This window comes from Pseudomonas nitroreducens, assembly GCF_014204515.1.
Classification (GTDB): domain Bacteria; phylum Pseudomonadota; class Gammaproteobacteria; order Pseudomonadales; family Pseudomonadaceae; genus Pseudomonas; species Pseudomonas nitritireducens_A.
The window spans coordinates 1-17,729 of record NZ_JACHLI010000001.1 but is presented as its reverse complement, the minus strand read 5'-3'; the positions used below and the strand labels follow the sequence as shown (position 1 = coordinate 17,729).

22 protein-coding genes are annotated in these 17,729 nt (G+C 57.1%); 13 read left to right on the top strand and 9 right to left on the bottom strand.

All coding sequences use genetic code 11. The annotated features are described in order from the left end of the window. Positions 1 to 26 precede the first annotated feature (26 nt). Together HNP46_RS00110 and HNP46_RS00105 are read right to left on the bottom strand one after the other, a co-directional pair. A complete protein-coding gene (locus HNP46_RS00110; protein WP_184585491.1) occupies positions 27 to 665 on the bottom strand; it encodes a hypothetical protein in 639 nt (212 codons plus the stop codon). A 57-nt stretch (positions 666 to 722) separates the two neighbouring features. Then, positions 723 to 1,019, bottom strand: a complete 297-nt coding sequence (locus HNP46_RS00105) for a helix-turn-helix domain-containing protein (protein WP_184585490.1) — start codon at positions 1,017 to 1,019, stop codon at positions 723 to 725. Between the two features lie 378 nt (positions 1,020 to 1,397). On the opposite strand from HNP46_RS00105, the gene HNP46_RS00100 reads away from it, so the two are divergent. The 4 genes from HNP46_RS00100 to HNP46_RS00085 all read left to right on the top strand — a co-directional run bounded on the left by HNP46_RS00100 (position 1,398) and on the right by HNP46_RS00085 (position 3,624). Beyond that, positions 1,398 to 1,628, top strand: a complete 231-nt coding sequence (locus HNP46_RS00100) for a hypothetical protein (protein ID WP_184585489.1) — start codon at positions 1,398 to 1,400, stop codon at positions 1,626 to 1,628. Positions 1,629 to 1,640: 12 nt separating this feature from the next. After that, positions 1,641 to 2,177: a hypothetical protein gene (locus HNP46_RS00095; RefSeq protein ID WP_184585488.1), complete on the top strand. Its 537-nt coding sequence runs from the start codon at positions 1,641 to 1,643 to the stop codon at positions 2,175 to 2,177. Between the two features lie 64 nt (positions 2,178 to 2,241). Next, positions 2,242 to 2,766, top strand: coding sequence for an NADAR family protein (locus tag HNP46_RS00090; RefSeq protein ID WP_184585487.1), 525 nt, complete (start codon positions 2,242 to 2,244; stop codon positions 2,764 to 2,766). Between the two features lie 9 nt (positions 2,767 to 2,775). Further along, a complete protein-coding gene (locus tag HNP46_RS00085) occupies positions 2,776 to 3,624 on the top strand; it encodes a hypothetical protein (RefSeq protein WP_184585486.1) in 849 nt (282 codons plus the stop codon). A 9-nt stretch (positions 3,625 to 3,633) separates the two neighbouring features. On the opposite strand, the gene HNP46_RS00080 is transcribed toward HNP46_RS00085, so the two are convergent. Further along, positions 3,634 to 4,182: a hypothetical protein gene (locus HNP46_RS00080; protein ID WP_184585485.1), complete on the bottom strand. Its 549-nt coding sequence runs from the start codon at positions 4,180 to 4,182 to the stop codon at positions 3,634 to 3,636. 35 nt (positions 4,183 to 4,217) lie between these two features. Here HNP46_RS00080 and HNP46_RS00075 point away from each other — a divergent pair, with 35 nt between their 5' ends. Next, a complete protein-coding gene (locus tag HNP46_RS00075; protein WP_184585484.1) occupies positions 4,218 to 5,426 on the top strand; it encodes a hypothetical protein in 1,209 nt (402 codons plus the stop codon). Continuing rightward, on the top strand, positions 5,423 to 5,995 hold the full coding sequence (locus HNP46_RS00070) for a hypothetical protein (RefSeq protein ID WP_184585483.1): 573 nt from the start codon (positions 5,423 to 5,425) through the stop codon (positions 5,993 to 5,995). Before HNP46_RS00075 ends, HNP46_RS00070 begins: the two co-directional genes overlap by 4 nt. A gap of 22 nt (positions 5,996 to 6,017) precedes the next feature. Here HNP46_RS00070 and HNP46_RS00065 read toward each other — a convergent pair whose 3' ends face one another. Beyond that, positions 6,018 to 6,827 (bottom strand): hypothetical protein, encoded by an 810-nt coding sequence (locus HNP46_RS00065; RefSeq protein WP_184585482.1) that lies wholly within the window; start codon positions 6,825 to 6,827, stop codon positions 6,018 to 6,020. A 53-nt stretch (positions 6,828 to 6,880) separates the two neighbouring features. Further along, entirely contained in the window at positions 6,881 to 7,681 is an 801-nt protein-coding gene (locus HNP46_RS00060; protein WP_184585481.1) for a hypothetical protein, read from the bottom strand. Between the two features lie 148 nt (positions 7,682 to 7,829). On the opposite strand from HNP46_RS00060, the gene HNP46_RS00055 reads away from it, so the two are divergent. Beyond that, positions 7,830 to 8,789 carry an HNH endonuclease gene (locus tag HNP46_RS00055; RefSeq protein ID WP_184585480.1) on the top strand — a complete coding sequence of 320 codons (960 nt, stop codon included), beginning with the start codon at positions 7,830 to 7,832 and terminating at the stop codon, positions 8,787 to 8,789. Between the two features lie 13 nt (positions 8,790 to 8,802). Here the strand turns inward: HNP46_RS00055 and HNP46_RS00050 are convergent, their stop codons facing one another. Together HNP46_RS00050 and HNP46_RS00045 are read right to left on the bottom strand one after the other, a co-directional pair. Next, positions 8,803 to 9,423, bottom strand: a complete 621-nt coding sequence (locus HNP46_RS00050; protein ID WP_184585479.1) for a hypothetical protein — start codon at positions 9,421 to 9,423, stop codon at positions 8,803 to 8,805. Positions 9,424 to 9,604: 181 nt separating this feature from the next. Continuing rightward, the gene (locus HNP46_RS00045) at positions 9,605 to 11,731 is read right to left on the bottom strand and encodes an AAA family ATPase (protein ID WP_184585478.1); all 2,127 of its coding nucleotides are present in this window, start codon (positions 11,729 to 11,731) and stop codon (positions 9,605 to 9,607) included. Between the two features lie 167 nt (positions 11,732 to 11,898). Between HNP46_RS00045 and HNP46_RS00040 the strand changes: the two genes are divergently transcribed. Together HNP46_RS00040 and HNP46_RS00035 are read left to right on the top strand one after the other, a co-directional pair. Then, positions 11,899 to 12,831 (top strand): DUF808 domain-containing protein, encoded by a 933-nt coding sequence (locus tag HNP46_RS00040; protein ID WP_184585477.1) that lies wholly within the window; start codon positions 11,899 to 11,901, stop codon positions 12,829 to 12,831. A gap of 48 nt (positions 12,832 to 12,879) precedes the next feature. Next, complete coding sequence (locus HNP46_RS00035; protein WP_184585476.1) at positions 12,880 to 13,170, top strand: hypothetical protein; 291 nt, start codon at positions 12,880 to 12,882, stop codon at positions 13,168 to 13,170. 136 nt (positions 13,171 to 13,306) lie between these two features. Here HNP46_RS00035 and HNP46_RS00030 read toward each other — a convergent pair whose 3' ends face one another. Beyond that, entirely contained in the window at positions 13,307 to 13,528 is a 222-nt protein-coding gene (locus tag HNP46_RS00030) for a hypothetical protein (protein ID WP_184585475.1), read from the bottom strand. Between the two features lie 52 nt (positions 13,529 to 13,580). Further along, entirely contained in the window at positions 13,581 to 14,366 is a 786-nt protein-coding gene (locus HNP46_RS00025; protein ID WP_184585474.1) for a metallophosphoesterase, read from the bottom strand. A 91-nt stretch (positions 14,367 to 14,457) separates the two neighbouring features. Here HNP46_RS00025 and HNP46_RS00020 point away from each other — a divergent pair, with 91 nt between their 5' ends. The 4 genes from HNP46_RS00020 to HNP46_RS00005 all read left to right on the top strand — a co-directional run bounded on the left by HNP46_RS00020 (position 14,458) and on the right by HNP46_RS00005 (position 17,609). Beyond that, positions 14,458 to 14,847: a ParB/Srx family N-terminal domain-containing protein gene (locus HNP46_RS00020; protein ID WP_184585473.1), complete on the top strand. Its 390-nt coding sequence runs from the start codon at positions 14,458 to 14,460 to the stop codon at positions 14,845 to 14,847. Positions 14,848 to 14,922: 75 nt separating this feature from the next. Beyond that, positions 14,923 to 15,117, top strand: a complete 195-nt coding sequence (locus HNP46_RS00015; RefSeq protein WP_184585472.1) for an exodeoxyribonuclease VII small subunit — start codon at positions 14,923 to 14,925, stop codon at positions 15,115 to 15,117. Continuing rightward, the gene (gene xseA / locus HNP46_RS00010; protein ID WP_184585471.1) at positions 15,117 to 16,457 is read left to right on the top strand and encodes an exodeoxyribonuclease VII large subunit; all 1,341 of its coding nucleotides are present in this window, start codon (positions 15,117 to 15,119) and stop codon (positions 16,455 to 16,457) included. The genes HNP46_RS00015 and xseA overlap by 1 nt, the downstream gene beginning before the upstream one ends. A 114-nt stretch (positions 16,458 to 16,571) precedes the next feature. Beyond that, entirely contained in the window at positions 16,572 to 17,609 is a 1,038-nt protein-coding gene (locus HNP46_RS00005) for a hypothetical protein (RefSeq protein ID WP_184585470.1), read from the top strand. The last annotated feature ends 120 nt before the right edge of the window (positions 17,610 to 17,729 follow it).

Below are 17,729 nucleotides of genomic sequence, written 5' to 3'. Positions count from 1 at the left end.
TAGGTTACGCAGCGCCCAACCAGCGCTTAGGGTTCGAAGCTTGAATCTCGCTCCAGCTTTGGATCGAGGTAGGCAAGAATTTCAATCTGCTCAGGGAACCAGGCAGAAACGATGATATCGCCACGAACCCCGCCTTTTTCGTCATATGCCACGACACCGTCGTACCTCAGCAGCTCGTATACCAAGCGGCTGAACGCTTCGTTATGGTCTTGCCAGAAGTCCGTGGAAAGCGAACTGAGCGTTTCGGCCAAAGGGCGATCATAGTAGTCGCAGTACCACCCACAAGCCTCCTCAATGCACTCCTTTTTACCTTGAAAATCAACGTCGAAGTTGTTGGCCAACGCTGTGTCTAGGCATGGAGAGCAAGTGATAAGGCTGCGCACAACGGCTCTTGATAGAGCCTGTTTGTGCTTCGAGTCCATCGGATTGTTCAAGGTCACTCTGACCTTGTGGATGGTAGGGGTCTCGTTGGCAAATTGGAGGTCATGATTGCTGTGGTGTCGCTCCGTATAGCCCTTAGCTACGTTCAGCTTGTTGGTGAAATAGAAGCCATGGCCGAGGCTGGCTGCTGAGTCCTTGTTGTAGTCATAGCTGAACTGCTCAATTCGACAGGGGCTGCCGTGGTAGAGGTTCAGATCCTGGATGAGAATGGGCTTTCTGGTCATGTGGTAAGTGGCTCCTGTATCTCCTCAGCTTACGCAGGGAGACAGAGGCGAGGCACGTTACTGTGAACCCCGCACAGGGAGGTCATCAACCAGCTCGTCCAGGGAGGCCGTCACCGGGGTTTGGAAGAGTCTCGAAAGGTCATTGCCCACGCCCAGCGCCTGCGCGATCATCACCATCTGCACGAAACTGATCTGCCCGGTGGTTTCGAAGCGCTTGATAGTCGAGGGTGGTACGCCCGACAACTCGGCCAATGTGTCGCGCTTGAGCTTTTTGCGTAGTCGCAGCTCCTGGGCTCGCTTGCCAACATTGAGCGCGATTCGGGCCGGCGGGTAGATTCCTTGGAGAAGTGCCATGTGCTTGTCCTCGTTTCTGAAGGCAATTTTAGCACAATTCCAAGGTTATCAGCAGGATTTAAGAGACAACATACTGTCCCTAAATGGCAGAAATCTCCAGTAAGAGACACCCCATTGTCCCTAAAGGATTTTTATGGATGAGCTCAGAAGGCAACGTGTGTTGAGGGCTCTGCAGCGTGAAGCTGCTGCATTGGAGCCATTGGTATCCAGTCTGAACCTGGCAGCGCGCCAACGCATCCTGAGTGAGCTGTGGGCTCAGTGCGCCGCCCTAGGCAGGGCGATTACCTCGCTGGAGTCTGCTCTGGAGTCCAAGCGAAACCTACCCGGCGCCCTGCGCGCGCCGCGACTTCGTTTCGTTTCTGTGGAGAGTTCGTTCGAATGACCCAGGTAGTTCGAAAAGCAATGACGGATGAGGCCATCCTGAGCGTGCTGCGTAAGTACCCCACCGGCCAACTCACGGCAGTCCTTCGTAACTGCCTTCAGATGGATGGGTACGGCAAGGTGACGACCGAAAAAGTCCGTACTGCCCTCCTGCGGATGGAAAAGGTAGGATCAGTCGAGCGTATCAAAAGCCGCTACCTGGCCCAGCACACATGGAAGGCAGTTTAAGGAGATCAAGGCATGCCACACCAGATTGTGATCGCGGATGAGAAGTCGCTTCTACGCCTCGCTAAAGCGGGGCGCCTGGCCCTTTTGGAAGGCTTTAAGCGTCTTCACATCCCGGATCTGGTGTTGCTTGAGCTGGAGGCGATGGAAGACCCTGATGCCCTGGAAGCAGCGCGTTGGGGCCGAAAGGTAGTCGATCAGGGAGGGGTGAACTACTACGAGACCTCGATGGGGCTGGCACTTAAGCTTGCCCGTGTTTCGACGCCGGGGTACGTACCACTTAGTGGTGTGGTCACGCACGTCATCGAATGGCTACTCAACGTCAGCTCTCTCATCCCGGTGCCGGCACTGATCCTGACCGAAGAGGATGTGGTGTACCGGGCAATACTCAGGCATGACGCTGATCAAGCGGCGGGGGTGGTGGATGCTGAAGGTTTCCTCTCCTTCTGCGTCTTGGCAGGAGTGGTAGATGAGGAGGTTTCTGCAAAATGCAGTGAATCCGCGCGTGCTAAAGGGGAAAGAGCGCTCTCCTATCTGACTGAGCGGCCCTAGCCGGTATGCTTGGCCTGCGGGCTTGCTCCCTCAGTAGACTGGCAGTACGTCCATAGGAGCGCACATGAAAGTAGCCGGCGGATTCACCTTCTTTTTCACGGCCGATGACCCGTTCTCGAACTGGTACAAGAGGGACTTCTACGTTCGGGACGTTAAGTTCCCGAACGGGGAGTGCGCCATGATGTACTCGAAAGCCATGCTGTTTGGTGACAAAGAGGTCGCGGCCAAGATCCTCGCGGCCAAAACCGCCAAGGAGCAGAAGGCCCTGGGGCGTACTTGCAAGTTCGACCAGGCCATCTGGGATGCCCGGTGCGTGCCGATGATGACGGCGATCCTCTACCACAAGTTCACACAGCACAAAGATCTTGAAACGTTGCTGCTAAGCACCGCCGGCACTGAACTGGTAGAAGCCAGTCCTTATGACAAGATTTGGGGGATCGGACTCTCCGAAGACGATCCTCGCAGCCTGGACAAATCCCAGTGGCGCGGTAAAAACCTCCTGGGCCAGGTGCTCATGAATGTCCGCCAGCGCATTCTGGACATGCAGCTCAAAAAAGACGACGAAGAACTCGTCTACGGCCAGCCGTAAGTGGCCGGCATGAAGACGATGATCCTGCACCTGGTGAACGCGAACGGCGAGTGCCTGAGCATCGATGTGGCGAACCGCGCTGAGGCCGACCGCCTTTTCAGTGAGGCTGTGGAGAGCGGGGAAACCATAGGCGCCACTTTGCGTAGCCGCACGGGCGGATACATCGACAATCTGGTGCGCTGGGGCATCGAGCCCGAGACTCACCACCTGGTTACCGACAGGATGATCAAGGCGGGTCTTGCGGCGCGCCAGCAAGAGCGCGAAGACGATGAGCCAACCCACAACGGGCAGAATCCCTGGGTGTTCGGGGGTATGTGCCACCTGGTCTCCGAGTTCATGGCCTACAAGTACGGCATGGCCAGGATAGGCGGAACGGTCATGATGGCTGACCTGCATACTCCGATCTGTGTGCACTACTGGTGTATTACAAAAGACCAGACCATCGTCGACATGACGGCCGATCAGTTGTACGAAGGGGCCTCCTACCGGATCATTCCCAAGGGACACCCCGACTGGTATCGGTATCAGCCTGAATACGGATTCCCTGAAGACCTCGAGTCACTCCGGGGCTGCGGAGTCTACTCTGATGCCTTCATCGACCTGGTGATCGCGCGGGCGGCTTCAATAGAGGCCTACCATGAGGACGCTACTGATCTGTCGCATCTTGGCTCTACGCCGGGCAGCGAAGAGCTGAGGAAAGAGCTTGAGCCAATGCTCGTCGAGCTCTACGACGTGGCCACCCGTGAGCTTGAGCAGTACCTGGGCAAGTCCGGCCGAAAAACAAAGACCCAGGTCGGTTTCGTGCCGGCGAAGCAAGAGCGCCAGCGCCATGCGCCAGCAGAGCCAGCCCTGGACTGACCGGGGCGTTTAGGCGGCAGAGTCGCCGTTGCGCAGCCGTCCGCAAGACTCCATCACATCCTCTGGCCAACCTTCGATGAGCAGGCCCTGTTCGTTGTGGATCTCGATCCAGGGCCGGCGCGCCACAAGCTTGCCGTAGACCTCGAAGCCATAGTCCTTGAAGGCCACCACGTATTTGTAACCCTCGCGGGCCCGGCTATCGAGGTAGAGTTCCGGGACACTCTCGAACTGGAGGTGCGAGAAGCGCATCTGCAGGCCGAGCACGATGTTTTCCTCATCCTCGCTTACGATTCCGCTCTGGATCGCATCCCAGCGGGCGAACAGCATGCCGAGAACCATGGCCGACAGTTGTTCTTTCTTGCACACCCGGAACGGAGCTCCAGCCAGGCCATCGTTCATGCGCACGACCTGGATGCTGTCGGCACCGTGGACGATGTTACGGCAAACCTTGGCCAACTCGAATCCCAGGGCATCGGGTGATCCGTCGTTGTTGACTCGGATGCCCGAGCGCCAGCGGTAGTTAAGGGAGTTGGGGAACAGGATGCAGGCACGTGTCATCGAATGGTTCGCGCAGGCGTCAACCAGAAAGGTGGATGGATTCTCAGGAGATCAGGCGTTTGCGTCAATGTATTTACGAGAAATTGCAGGTTAATGAGTTGGGTGACTTGTCTGCAATTTCATGTAAATTGACGCTCCATTACCTCTTCGACCGGAATCACCAGCCAGTGGAACAGCAGCCTATCCATCTCAGCAACCAGCCTGCCGAGCACGTAACCCTGCACGAAGCATATTCGAAGATTGACGCAGCCCGCCGTGCGCACATGCTCGAGATCAACTCATTCATGGAGCAGGTGGTGGCTGGTGAGGCCGGCGCTGCGTGCGCTGAGAAGGGGGCCCGCCACGACATCTGCCTGACCTACGAGACGCGCAAGCGGACAGACAGGGCCACTCACCTTGGTGCCTGGGTCTACCAAGGCGGCGTTCCGTTCCTGCAGGAGTGCCTGCAGAAGTGGATGGCGTTCGAAGGCCTGGACGCATCGTTCAGTCAGGGTATCGGCACCGACCGGGAGTTGGAGCTGGTTGCGCTGATCAGTCGCGAGGGTGGCTACTACGCGGTGCACAGTTTCTACCAGCCGGGGAACGTCGAGCTGATGGGCCGATTGGATGCGGGCGGCGTTGTTCAAAACAGCTGGTGGGTAAGTATCCTGGAGATCGGGGACTACAGTGGCCCGGTCTACATACCGGTGCTCTATGTAGTCGGTGAGGTCGATTACGACCTGGGCGGGTGGAAGGCCCTGACGGAGCTTCCCGAGGGGCTGCGCCTCGCGTCCAACCTTCACCGCCAGCTCAATGCTGACCAGGGGCTGGATGAAGGGGCCCTCCTGCCTTTCCCTGCCTACAACAGCCCAGAAGCAGCCGAACTGAAGAAGTGGCTCGACTACGATGTCGAGCACACGCGCCGTGGGCTGTTGAGTGACCAGGAGCTGGAGCTTCTCCAGGTGGTGAAGGACGAGATGGAGGGGAAGAGGAATGAGCTCATCAAGCAGATGCATCAACTCTCCGACAAGGCCATCGCGCAACAAGTAGCGCTGCTGGAGTCTTTCACGGGGTTCAAGATCGGCACCCACATTGAGCACCGCTCTACCGGCGTCCAAGGTCGAATACGGGGCGGACAATACAGCATGAAGGCCGCGCTTCTGGTGCAGCCCCTCGATGAGAAGATGATGGGGTGGCCGATCACCGAGGAGCTCAAGCGCGGTGACTGGGTGAAAATCGAGGCTCCGAACGAGCTCCTGGCATGACGTTGGCCAAGCTTTTTGGCCTGGTGCTGTGTGCGATCACCGCCTGCAGTGGCGTCCAGGCGGCCGAACCGATCCCAATGGAGTCCAGGGAGGCCTATGTACGGGCAGCAGTCGAGTCGACCATCGACTTGGAGCGCACGATTGGAAGCGGCCGGTACGGCGCAGCTGAGTGTTGGAGTGGAAGCCGGGACGACTGCCTCTACCTCAACCTGGAAGTCCTAGTCAGGCCCTGGTTGAGCAAGATCGAGCTGGCACTGCTCCCGAACCAGAAATGGGGGTTCGTCGACGAGGACGAGAACGTTCGCTTTGCGCTGCAACGAAGCGGTGAAAACGTGCAGATGGTGCTCGTCAGGTACACCGAGGGCTGCAGCGAACTCCAGGAGGCGTCGCTTGAGGACAAAGAGCTATCACTGCCTTCGTGTTCCGAAAAGGCCGACGTTTCGATCAAGTTCACCACGACATCGGCTGCCGGCCGCTGGGCACACGACTATCTGTACAAGCCAATCGCTGCGGTAGGCTCCTTCTTCGGGCTGATACTGGTTGGGATGCTCGGGGGCGAGCTGCCCTGATGGGCAGCCCGCGAGCTGGCTGTCAGACTCCGTCCTGGAGCTTGCTGACCAGCTTCGCGTGCCCCTCTAGGGCGGAGGCATAGGTGCTGTAGGAAGGCTCTTCGGCGGTGAGGCCAGGCGCCCTGGTGCGGAAGATGATTGGCTCGATCTCATCCCGGCTTTGAGCCATGCGCGGGTCATAGCCGGTGAAGTAGGTGTAGACCGGTACCGGGCCTTTTTCAGTCTGCACCTCGTCGAATGCGATCAGCAGAGGGCACGACTCGATGTAGTTCATCCAGGCATTGGTATTGCGCATCTGCCCGACGTCGCCGTTCGACATGTAGAGCAGGAAGCCCTGGCTATCCTTGTTCTGAACGATGGGGAGGTCGCGGAGCAGCTCAACACGCAGGGAGCTTCGGATCTTGTCCGCGATCTCCAGCTGAGTGGTGTTGAGGGTGAGTACGGGCTGCCCCTTCAGGAACGTCTGTTTGACCTGAGCGTCCGGGTTCGCTTCGAGCAGTCGTTTGATGGTCATGTCGTGTAGCTGCACGCCTTCTTCGAGTGAGTGCCGCCGGCCCATGGGTTCGGCACCGCCCTCCGAAAGGATCATGGTCTCCATGATCGTCGGCGCATCCGATGAACCCATTCTGAAGAGCATGATGTCGCCGAGGGCAATTGTGCTCACCTGCAGGTGCTGGCCGGCGGCCTCAACTTGGGTATTGAGAAGCAAACGACTGATGGGGTTATGACGCTCCCACTCCTCGTAGACCCACAGGGCACTGACATCCATGGACTGACCTTCCTTGAGGAGGAGGGGCTCTTGATGTTCCGAAAGGTCAGTCGATTCGCTCATTCGGTTGGTCTCTTGTTGTGTCCGGATGAAGGTAGATCGTGGTGGCCAGGTCTTTATGGCTTGCCCTGGAGGTAGGTACTCAGCTCATTGACGAATTTCGTGTGTCCTTGCCAAGCATCCTGAATGCTTGAGTAACTCTTCTCGTGCTCCGTCAGCCCTGGGCATCTCGTCTTGAAGAGAATAGGCGTTTCATCGGGGTTGTATTCGTCCAGCCTTGCATCGAAACCGGTGAAGTAGGTGTATGCCGGGTGTTCGCCATTTTTCGTCTTGATAACGTCGAAGGCGACGATCAATGGGCAAGAGTCCATGTAGTTGAGCCAAACCTCGCCAATGTGGGTCGAGTGTACGTGGTACTTCACCATGTAGAACGTAAACGTCAGATCCTGCCGATCCTGCAGAGCAGGGACGCTTTGCAGAATCTCGACCAAAAGATCCTTTCGAATCTGATCCGCCAGTTCCCTCTCCTTTGGGAGGAGCTCAAGGACTATCTGTCCTCGCACAAACTGTTTGGTGGCTTTGCAGTCTGGGTTTGCTGTGCGGAGGGCCTTCATTGCAGCGTCATGGCTCTCGATTGCTTTGGCTACCGAAGGGGACTTGGCCAGCCTTATGAATTCGCCAGAGGTGATAGCTGTCTCGAAGCACAGTGGGGTTTCTTCCCCTGGGAAGATCTGCATGGGGATGAAAACAGTTGAGAGCTCAATTGGTTCTTCGCCGCCTTCAATCGTGCTGTGCAGGATGAACTTGGCAGTGGGGTTTCGTAGCTCCCACTCTGCTGCATCCAGCACCGAATCTACGGCTTTGAGCTTTCCATCCTCGAGTACATAGGTGATCAACGAGGAAATCTTCTTGAGCATGAAATCGCTCTCCTTGGCGTCAAGAGGCCATCCTACCAGCTTCGGTGGCCGTCGGCGGCATAGGCCAGAAAAGTTTGAACCACGATGTGCTTGCTGGCGCTGTGGCCGGGTTGTAGCTTTTACATCCTCGCTGGCACGGAGCTATCACATGGACATTCACGAACAATACGAGTCTTTGCAGCCGAGGGGGAAGAGTCGTGTCTATGACCTCCTCGTGGGCCTCGGTATGGATGTGACCCACTGGGGCGTCAAGGAAGGGAAGGTCAGAGATAACCCGGCCACAAACACCGCATACAATGATCGCTGGGCTTACTACGACGAGAGCACAGGTGTCGCGTTGCTGAACCTGTGGCATCGAAACATGGCATGCAGTGGCGACGAGATCGTGTATCGGGAAAGCTTCACCGAAAAAGCTACCCGTTACCGTGCAATGGGTGAGAACTATCGTGATCTGCGGGGCAAATACCGGGAGCAGGCAAAGAGTCTTCAGGCCAGAGGTAGAGACTGGGCCGAGAAGGCTATGGAGCTGAACTCGATTCTTTTCAAGTGCTTCAACGGCGCAGGAACCTTCCACGTAGCGATCATTGCCGGCGACCAAACTGATGGCAATGAAGCCGACAGTGTGAAGGCTCGTGAACTGGATTCAGTGCTCTGGCACATCAAGGACTTCGATCAGGCTACCTTGACCTGGACGCTCGCGCGCGGCCCAAAGCCGTCCTCCCATCTGGTTGAGGAAGCGCTTCCGGCTATCACCGAGCAAAGCTACGGCATTGAGATCGATGACCAGTTCATCGTCGACCTCGAGGACGCCCCTGCACAACGGGTTGAGAAGACCGCGATGGTCTACGAGCGTGACCCTGAGTGCCGACGCCAGGTGCTGATCCGCTCGAAAGGTAACTGCGAAAGCTGCAGTGAACCTGGCTTCCTCAAGGCTAACGGTCACCGCTACCTGGAGACCCACCATATCGTCGCAGTGAGTGAAGGTGGGCACGACCACCCGAGCAACATGATTGCCCTATGCCCGAACGAGCACAGAGAGGCGCACTACGGTGCGAACAAGGACGAACTCAAAGCGAAGTACCTGTCCATCGTCGCCGCTCTTCAGTGAAGTCTTAGGGGCCCTAGCGCCAGCTCAGGCCCTCCACACTGAAGGACATGGTCTCCGGCTTGTGTCCTTGAAGTTCAGCGTCGATCTGTACGACGGCGCTGCGCTTGAGCATCGGTAGGAACACGCCATAGTCGCGGATGATCAGCAGGGACTGGCCGTCTTCCTCGCCGGCATAGGCGGTGAAGTCCTTCACCTTGCCGGCCGAGAAGCGCACGTGGAGAGAGCACCTGGTGCTGCAGGATGCGCTGGCGCCGGGGACGTAGAAGATCGCGTCCTTTCCATGGCCTGGGTGCTCACGTAGCTGCAAGACTGCCTGCTGCATTGGCCCGCTGTCACCGCCGACCTGGATGGAGTTGTTCGAGAGGAGGGTCGCAAGCTCGGCACCGTTGGCATCCGAGTCGTACTGCCAGCCAGGGGCGCCTTCTTCATCCTGATCGCTGATCCCCGCTTCTTGAAGTGGCTCAGAATCAGCCTCTGCCTGTTCGGTAGATCCTGCCGAGTCGGAAAGATACAAGGATGGACGCGAGGGGGTGGGAGTAGGCGAGTCCTCAGCAGCCTCTTCGTCAACCTGAATGGGAGACGCTGGGCCTTTGTTGAGCTGAACCACTAGCGCAGTAAGGAGCACGATCAGCATGAGACCAATCAGGTAGGGCCAAATGCTGGTTACTGTGCCGCGATTAGGAGCGACATCGCAGGAGCAACTCGGTGATACGCCTTCCTCACCTGAGGATTGGCATTCTGGGCATTGGATACGGGGCATTGGCGTCCTACCAAGGGGGCTATCCTCGAAGAATGCCATGCCCCGCCGAGGAACCTCAACCGAAGGTCAGGTCTTTGCGTCGAGGGTGGAGCATCTCGTAAAAGAGTGAGTTGGTAATCCTGACCGGCGCGCCGGGCTCGGTGTTTAGCGCCGCTGCCGAGATGGCGTCCTCCAGGGCTTTGCCAATTCGGCGTTTTTGGCCCTTCTTGTTCAGGAACTCCAGTCCTACCTGGCAGCAAAGATCATCGAGTTCAACCTCAATTCGACCTTTAAGCTCCATCCGATCCAAGGTCAGCTCAAGGATGTTGCGAATCGTGGAGGGGGCCGAGTAGTGCTTCAGTGCATCGACATGAACCACATCGAGCCGGGAAAGCAGCAGGGGTGACAGGTTCAAGACGTCGTTGGCTGTGAAAATCCACGAGAACCAGCTGAGGTCGAAGTTGGTACGAGTGGATGCGTCGATATAGTCCCGAGCCTCATCAGCTTCCAGTAGAGAAAGCAGCGCCATGAGTGGGCTGAGACCGTTCCGGTAGACCTCATGGGGGAGTTGAGAGAGCTCGTCGAAGGCCACGATGCCGTTAGCGATTTTCGTCTTGACGAGTTCCTTGACCAACAACCCAGGCTGAGTGTTCGACCAGGTAGGCTGCGAACCTAACAAAAGAGACCCGCAGGTGATTTGCCCGGCATGGATTGCCAGCTTGGGAAGATCCAGAGCCTTGCTGAGCTCCTTGAGGTAGAGCGTCTTTCCAAGCCCAGGAGGCCCCACGATAACGAGTGGCTGCATCTTGAAGTGCAAGCCAAATTTCACCGAGAAAACGGTGCGATCCCTGACCTTCCTGGTGACGGACGAAAACTCAGGGAACAGCTCATCTAGATGGTCAAGCTTATTTAGTGATTCGGGGGATATCAACTTTCTGTATGTGCTGACAGTAGTGCTTTCGCCATCATCATCCAACCACTCGCTGTTCTTTGCTGAATTTCCAAGGTCGAAAGTCTTGAAAGGCACTAGAGCTTTACTTACAGCAGATATCCCTCTGGAGGAGTGGAAGCTCTCCAGGATCTCATTTCGCTCAGAACAACTGAAGCGATCATACTTTGACTCAAATAGCTCCCTAATCTCGATCCTCGAAAAGGAGGTTTCGAGGTAATGGCAGGTGAAAATGGCCTGAATAGATTCGGCCATCACATCATCCCGCCAATAGATTAGGAGAGAGGTCAATTTGTTTGACCTCAGAAGCGGAAATAAGGCTAGTCCGAGAGCTGCCTCACTAAAGAAGTGCATGTATTCCTTTCGATGATTAGCCCATCCATCAGGTCTAACCCTATCTCTGGCGGCAACGAAAGCTTTAAGAAGCTTAACGCACCATTGCCCTTGATTGTCAGAAGGGTAGAAACAGGTGTTCTCTAGACTGAGCCGCAACGAAACGTAGTCGTGAATATGGCCTAGGCTAAGCCCTCTTGACGTTACCTCAGCCAGAAGCTCATCGATATCAGCATGGAGTTCAGACTCGCCCCTGTACAACTCCTTCAGGCTTTTTGGCAGCAAAAGTACAATTTGTTTTAGCTCTTTGTAGAGCTCCATCGAAGAATCTGTCCACTTCCAAGAGTGATTCGTCTTTTCTCGTAGAGCATACTCTTCATAAAAGGCATGGATGGGGGCTATATTCTCAACAACCTCCCTAACAGTTAAGAATGTTTTCCTCATAGAAAGAGCAATATTTGCTGCTTTATGAGCGAATTCACAGTCTGTTAGGAGCCTTACCAAGTCAACGGCAAGGGGGCCGATATCGGCAATAGGCATATCGGCAAGTAAATCATAGTCAGCCGACTCAAAAGGGGTGCCTTTGAAGCAAAAATTTAGCTGCTTCTCGGACATTTCTTTGAGTTTTTCCCTAGCTTCAACAGAGGGGGCATGATCTAGGTTTTCATCGTCCTCGTTAAACCTCATGCCCTCAAGCAGGTTGCGTGTGAATATGACTGCCTGGTTACTACCCACGCCAAGCTCTTGTAGCGCCCGCTGAACCTCAATCCCCAGCGGAGAGATAGCTACTTGCTCATTTTCCATCAATCCCTTATTTTGCCGCCTATTGTTCGTTGGCAGTTCATCATCTTCTTCGAGCAGTTGTCTAAGGCTCATGGCCTTTGGGTTGCGAGTGGCTGGCGATACGGTGGGAGCTGGCATGCTTTGGGCCCTACGTAGACGTATTGAAGGATTAGACCAAAACCAGGGGAGCTAGAGAATCGTCATTTAGCAATAAAATGCAGGCATGATGATTTCGCTTGAGGTTGTTGTCCTTTTGTGGATAATTGTTGGCCCGGCATGTGCCGGATTACTCTGCGGAGCTTTTAATGGCCGGCTTTAGCCTGCTTGCACTGATCGACGACATCACTACTCTTCTGGACGATATTGCGGTTCTGGCCAAAACCTCCGCAAAGAAAGCGGGTGGTGTCCTGGGCGACGACTTCGCCGTTTCTGCGAACCAACTCCACGGCATGCGCGCCGACCGGGAACTGCCGGTGGTGTACGCGGTTGCCAAGGGTTCGCTGATCAACAAGGCATTCCTGGTGCCTGGCGCTCTTCTGGTGAGCGCATTCGCACCCTGGGCGATTCTGCCCCTGTTGGTGCTCGGCGGCCTCTACCTGTGCTTTGAAGGCTCCGAGAAGGTTCTTCACCACTTCCTCAGCACCGGCCATGCCGAAGACGATGCTGATGCCACCGAAGAAGCGAAGGCAGCAGCCAAGCTGGGTGCTGCAGAGTACGAGAAGCGCAAGATCAAGGGCGCGGTGCGTACCGATCTGGTGCTCTCCCTGGAAATCGTGGTGATTACCCTGGGTACTGTCGCTGGCGCTTCGCTGATCAAGCAGTTTGCGGTACTGGTGCTGGTCGCCTTGCTTGTGACCATTGGCGTCTACGGCATCGTTGCCGCCATCGTCCGCCTCGATGACTGGGGCCTGGCCCTGATGAAGAAAGACGGCGAGCGTACCAAGGCCGTTGGCCGTTTCCTGGTGAGCCTGGCCCCCAAGGTGCTCAAGTTCCTGAGCATCTTCGGTACGGTGGCCATGTTCCTGGTCGGTGGCGGCATCGTGGTTCACGCGCTGCCTAAGCTGGGTGAGGCCATGCACGAGCTCGACCACTGGGCCGCCGCTGTGCCCTCTGTTGGTACCATGCTGGAGTACCTGGCAAGCCCTGCTGTCACCATCGTTCTTGGCTTTGCCATGGGCGCGGTGCTGGTGGTCGCGATGAGTGCCGGCGAGCGAATGTGGCACACGCTTCGCGGCTGATGTAACTTCAGGGGCCCTACGGGGCCCTTGTCGTTTCTGGAGGAATGGATGGATACCAAGAAAGTACTCAACCTGGCGGACGAGATATTTCCCAAAGGGTGCAAGCTAACTGAAGGCCAGATCGTTTCCTTCGCCAATGGCGTCTACGATCTCCAGGTTGCAGAAGCTGCTGAGCGCGTCGGCGTGCACCGGGAATCAAGTCGAGTCCTGGCGATGCTTTCTTCGATGGCTCGCAGCGGCGCCAGCCCACAGGTCATTGGTGATGCTGTGATTGCCTACACCAAGGGGGAGGGAGCATTGGTTGAGCCCAAGCTGCCTTTGGAGGCTTCGGCCGACTGATCTCGCTGCCCAGGCCAGAAACAAAAAAACCGTCCACTAGGGACGGTTTTTTGTTGGAAGTCGGTTAGTAGCCGTCTCCCGGATGCATAGACGCGATAGGAATAGTATCGGCACCTCGGAGCTAGGTCAACGCGCTCTAGCGTCGGCTTCGGAAGCTCAAGCACAGCCAGCTGAACGTGGCAGCGAACAGCACAAATGCCACGGCGCCGACGAGCACGGCAACCAACATCCCATCCAGGACTGGCTCCTGCGCCGGACGAACGCCCATGAGCATCGGCACCGCTGGCTCGACCCAGCGGCCGATGATCGAAATCGTCAGCTGCAGGGCGCAGTAGTTGACGCCCATGATGACGAGCAAGCGAGGAACGCCTGGCACTGGTTTACCTCAGGGAACGAAGCGAGAAGGGGCCTTAGCGGCTCCAGGGATCGAACGAAGGCTCTTCTCGCACGAACTTGAAGTCGCTCTTCACCTGCCATTCCTCACCACTGTTAAGGTCAGTGAGGGTCAGGTACTTGCCGTCGTAGGCGCCTGTGTCGCAGAAATGGGTGTTGCCCAGAACCACAGGCTTGTCCACGTGGGTATGACCAACATAGATGCGGTCGACGCTGGTGATCACGTCGTCTTCCTTGAGCTCGATTTTACGCCGCGACCACATAGCCGCCTGGGCAACCTGGTTCAGGTACTCAGCGCTGGCCGCGTTCTCAAGCTCGTTGGTGAAGCGCTTCCAGTCGAAGAGCATGCACTCGGCGTGCACGATGCCGATCAGCTGGCCGTTCTGGCCGGCGACTTCGATGGCCATTGGCAGCTTGCTGAGCGCTTCCACGATCTCGAAGATGGTCGCGTACTCGTCGTTCTCCAGGAGCTGGTGGAACCACTTACCGCCGTGCTTGTAGTGGACGCCGGTTCTGTCTGGGCCGTCTTCGGCCGCTTCGAGCACCAGCTGCTCGTGGTTTCCGCGTACCGAGTGCAGGAACGGCTTGGCCAGCCATTCCAGGACACGAATGGACTCGGGGCCGCGATCTACCAAGTCTCCGCCCGAGAAGAGACGGTCGACAGCTGGGTCGAAGTTGGCAGAGGCGAGTAGCTTTTCCAGGAGCGAGAAGCAGCCATGGACGTCAGTGACGAAGAAGTCGCGCCCGACCAGGTTGGCCGGGAAACGCTGAACGACTTGAACGCCTGGAGTGCGGGTAAACATCGGAACAGGCCCTTGGTTGAACTGTAAGTCTATCAGGTGTGCGCTAGACCTGTCGCACATGGCACACTGAGATGGTAACCCGGAGGCGATCATGACCCAGTACACCGAAGAGCAACTGCAGGCGATGGACATCGCAGACCTGGACAGGCTGGCCTGGGGGTACGCTTCAGGGGATCTGGTGGAGCTCAAGGCTACCCAGATTAAGATCAAGTACCCAGGGGATCTGGAGTTCGCCCAGGCGACATTCGATGACGGTGGCATGGCCTGGGTGCGTAGTGTCGATCTTTCCGAACCGGTGGACGTCTCGATCAACGCCGAGGGTGTCCTGGAACTTGAGGATGGCCACCATCGCTACCTGGCCGCACTCAAGCTGGGCAAGAAGCTCATCTGCAACATCGAGTGCAAGGGCAGGCCCATCAGTTTCATACTGGAGCGCCAGGCGAAGCGTATGGCCCCTAAATCGGACGTTTCCCTCGGCTGAGAGGGGCTCCGGCCTTGGAATTTCCTAGTAAAAGAGCCATTATCAAGAGCTTAACGCACTAGGGAATCCCCGAACATGACCCGCGAAAGCTACACCGACAACATGGGTGTCATCGACTCGACGCTGCAACGACTGGAGCGCAACGAAGTCACCATGGACGAGATGGTCGAAACCGCCGAGGCCTTTGCCCAGGCAACCACCTTCTGCAGCTCCCGTCTCGACAAGATCGAGGAATCGGTCAAGAAGATCTTCGCCAAGCCGGAGGCCTGATGAGCAGGCCAGCGCAGCGCGTGGCGGGGGTCAACCAGCCGAGGTCACTGAGTGCCTACCTTGGTGAGGTAGAAGCCTTCATGAAGGCGGCAATGCCCAGCCCGTGCTGGATCACTGCCGAAGTCGCGAACGTGAAGTACCAGCCCAATGGCCACGTCTACTTCGACCTGGTCGAGATGCAGGACGGCCGTGAAGTCGCGAAGTGCAGGGGCAGCCTCTTCAAGACCGTAGCGCCGGCTGTGCTCCAGAAGTGGCAGCGCGCAGTGGGCGGCCGGCCAGGCGAAGGGATGAAGCTGCTGATCAGTGCGAAGGCTGACTTCAGCGCCCAGTACGGATTCTCCCTTACGATCTCTGACATCGACCCGACTTTCACCGTCGGCGAGATGCAGGCCAAGATGAATGAGATCCTCCAAGCCTTGAAAGAGAAGGGCTGGAGTGACCTGCAGAAGAAGCACGCCGACCCGATCAGCTTCTGGCGCGTGGCGGTGATTGCACCGCACGAGTCCGCCGGCCTGGCAGACTTCCAGCGCGAAGCCAAGATTCTGGACGAACACGGTGTCTGCCGGTTTACCTACTTCTCCGCCACCTTCCAGGGCCCGACGGCCGGGGAAAGCATCCAGAAGGCTCTTCGCGAGGTGCACGAGAAACACCAGATTGTCCCCTACGATGTTGTCTGCATTATCCGGGGCGGCGGCGCCAAGACCGATCTGGCCTGGCTCAATGACCGGAACCTTGCCGCCTGGGTCTGTCGCTTCCCGGCGCCAGTCTACGTCGGCATTGGCCATGAGATCGACAAGTGCGTCCTGGATTTCATCGCGAAGAAGTCCTTCGACACTCCGTCGAAGGTGATCGGGGGTATCCGGGCGGCGCTGCAAGATGAGGCCCTAAAGGCCCGCCAGAAGATCGAGAGGGTGCAGAACCGGATCGAACAGATGGTGGCCACGCACAAGACTACGCTGATGAAGGCAGACAGCACCTTCCAGGCTGCTGCCACGCAGATCCTCAACCGTGAGCGCCAGCGCCTGCTCGTCGCCGGCAACAGCCTCCATCGACTGGTGCTGCAGGCCTGCGCCAAAGACAGGGCCAGTATCGAGCAGTCGGTCTCCACCTTCCAGCTGAAGCTCTGCATGTTGCTGGAAAAGGAGCGCGCCAAGCTGCAGTTCGCCGGGCAGCTTTTCGAGAAGACCAATCCCCTGGTGCTGCTCCACCGTGGCTTTGCCATGGTGAAGAGTGCTGAAGGGGTTGTGATGACCTCCGCTGCGCAGCTACGAGAAGCCGGCAAGGCAGAGCTCGTTTTCGCCGACGGCACCGTGACGGCGAAGATCCTCAAGGGTAAGTGACCGAACGCCTCATTTCCCCGGATATTGACGCGGGGGAGTGGGGCGGATACCTTGCGCCCCAGTCCATGGTTTAACCATGCAAATACCCACCACTCCTTGCATTGGAGCCTGGACATGATCCTGATCGTCAGTGACAAATGGTATTGCTCTACACAAATTGCCTCCGCGCTCGTCGACGTCCTTGCTGGCGAAGAAGTACTGTACCTGGCCGGGCTTGCACGTTTCTCGCTGTCCCCCAGCTATCCACGCAACCTCAAGTATGCAAGCTTTCCCATCCTCCTGGAGCCGGAGTACGCAGTCAGGCCGACTCTCGACCAAGATGGCCCAGAGGCGTACATGCGGCTTCACCGTTGCGTTGAAGGTAAGACCACCAGTCTGCCGCCGTGTGATAGGAATGCCGTCAGTGAACTGCTCGCCAGGGCAGAAAAGGTCATTCTGGCGCCTGACCAGAACATCATCAATGCCTGGGCGGTTTGGAAACTCGTAACCACCTTGGGTGGGGCAGATATTGAGGAGAAGCTCTTCATCGTCGAGGGCCTGCTCTTCTACCCTCCAGAGCTGATACGTGATCGATTCGCGAACATGTTCCAATCCGGCTCGACAGGATATGAGCGCCAGATCTCCCCAGGGAAGATCAAGCGCTTCTTTGACTATAACTTCGATATCAACTCCTCAGCTGTGCTGGGTAAGCTATACCAGTCGGTCTGCGGCCGGCACCCTCAGCACAACATGTCCAAGTACATGCTGCAGGCGCTGTATTGGCTCCAGGAGCAGGAGTGGGTCGAGACTGAGGACGTAGATCAGAGGCTGCAGCAATGGCCGGGCACCGGCCGGCATGCACCCAGCGAATTCTGGATGCTTCACGGTCTAGGGTCTGTATTGAGCCGCAGGAGAATGATGACGCAGCTGTTTGAGGTTGGGCTCGTCGAGATCAGGCGGGAAAATCCAATCGTAGAGCACTCTCTCCTAGGCTATACGATATCTGAGAAGGGCAGCGCCTACCTGGGCAGGCTCCACAAAGACTGCCGAGACCCCGATCTTCCATACCGCCTGGAGGCTTGGATGGGTCTTCCTGAGGAAGAAGCAAAAGCGAAGATCAGCTCGTACCTGCGCCGATTCTTCGGGCAGCAGAAGCGAAAGCAGAAACTTTAGCGCATGTGCGAAAAGCCCCTCTCAATGAACTGACCCCCGAAAGTTGGACAGTTGGACTGGGCCGCTAAGCTGCCAATGACTGAGCCCTGTATTGAACGGGGCTCAGTCCCTTCAACTTGG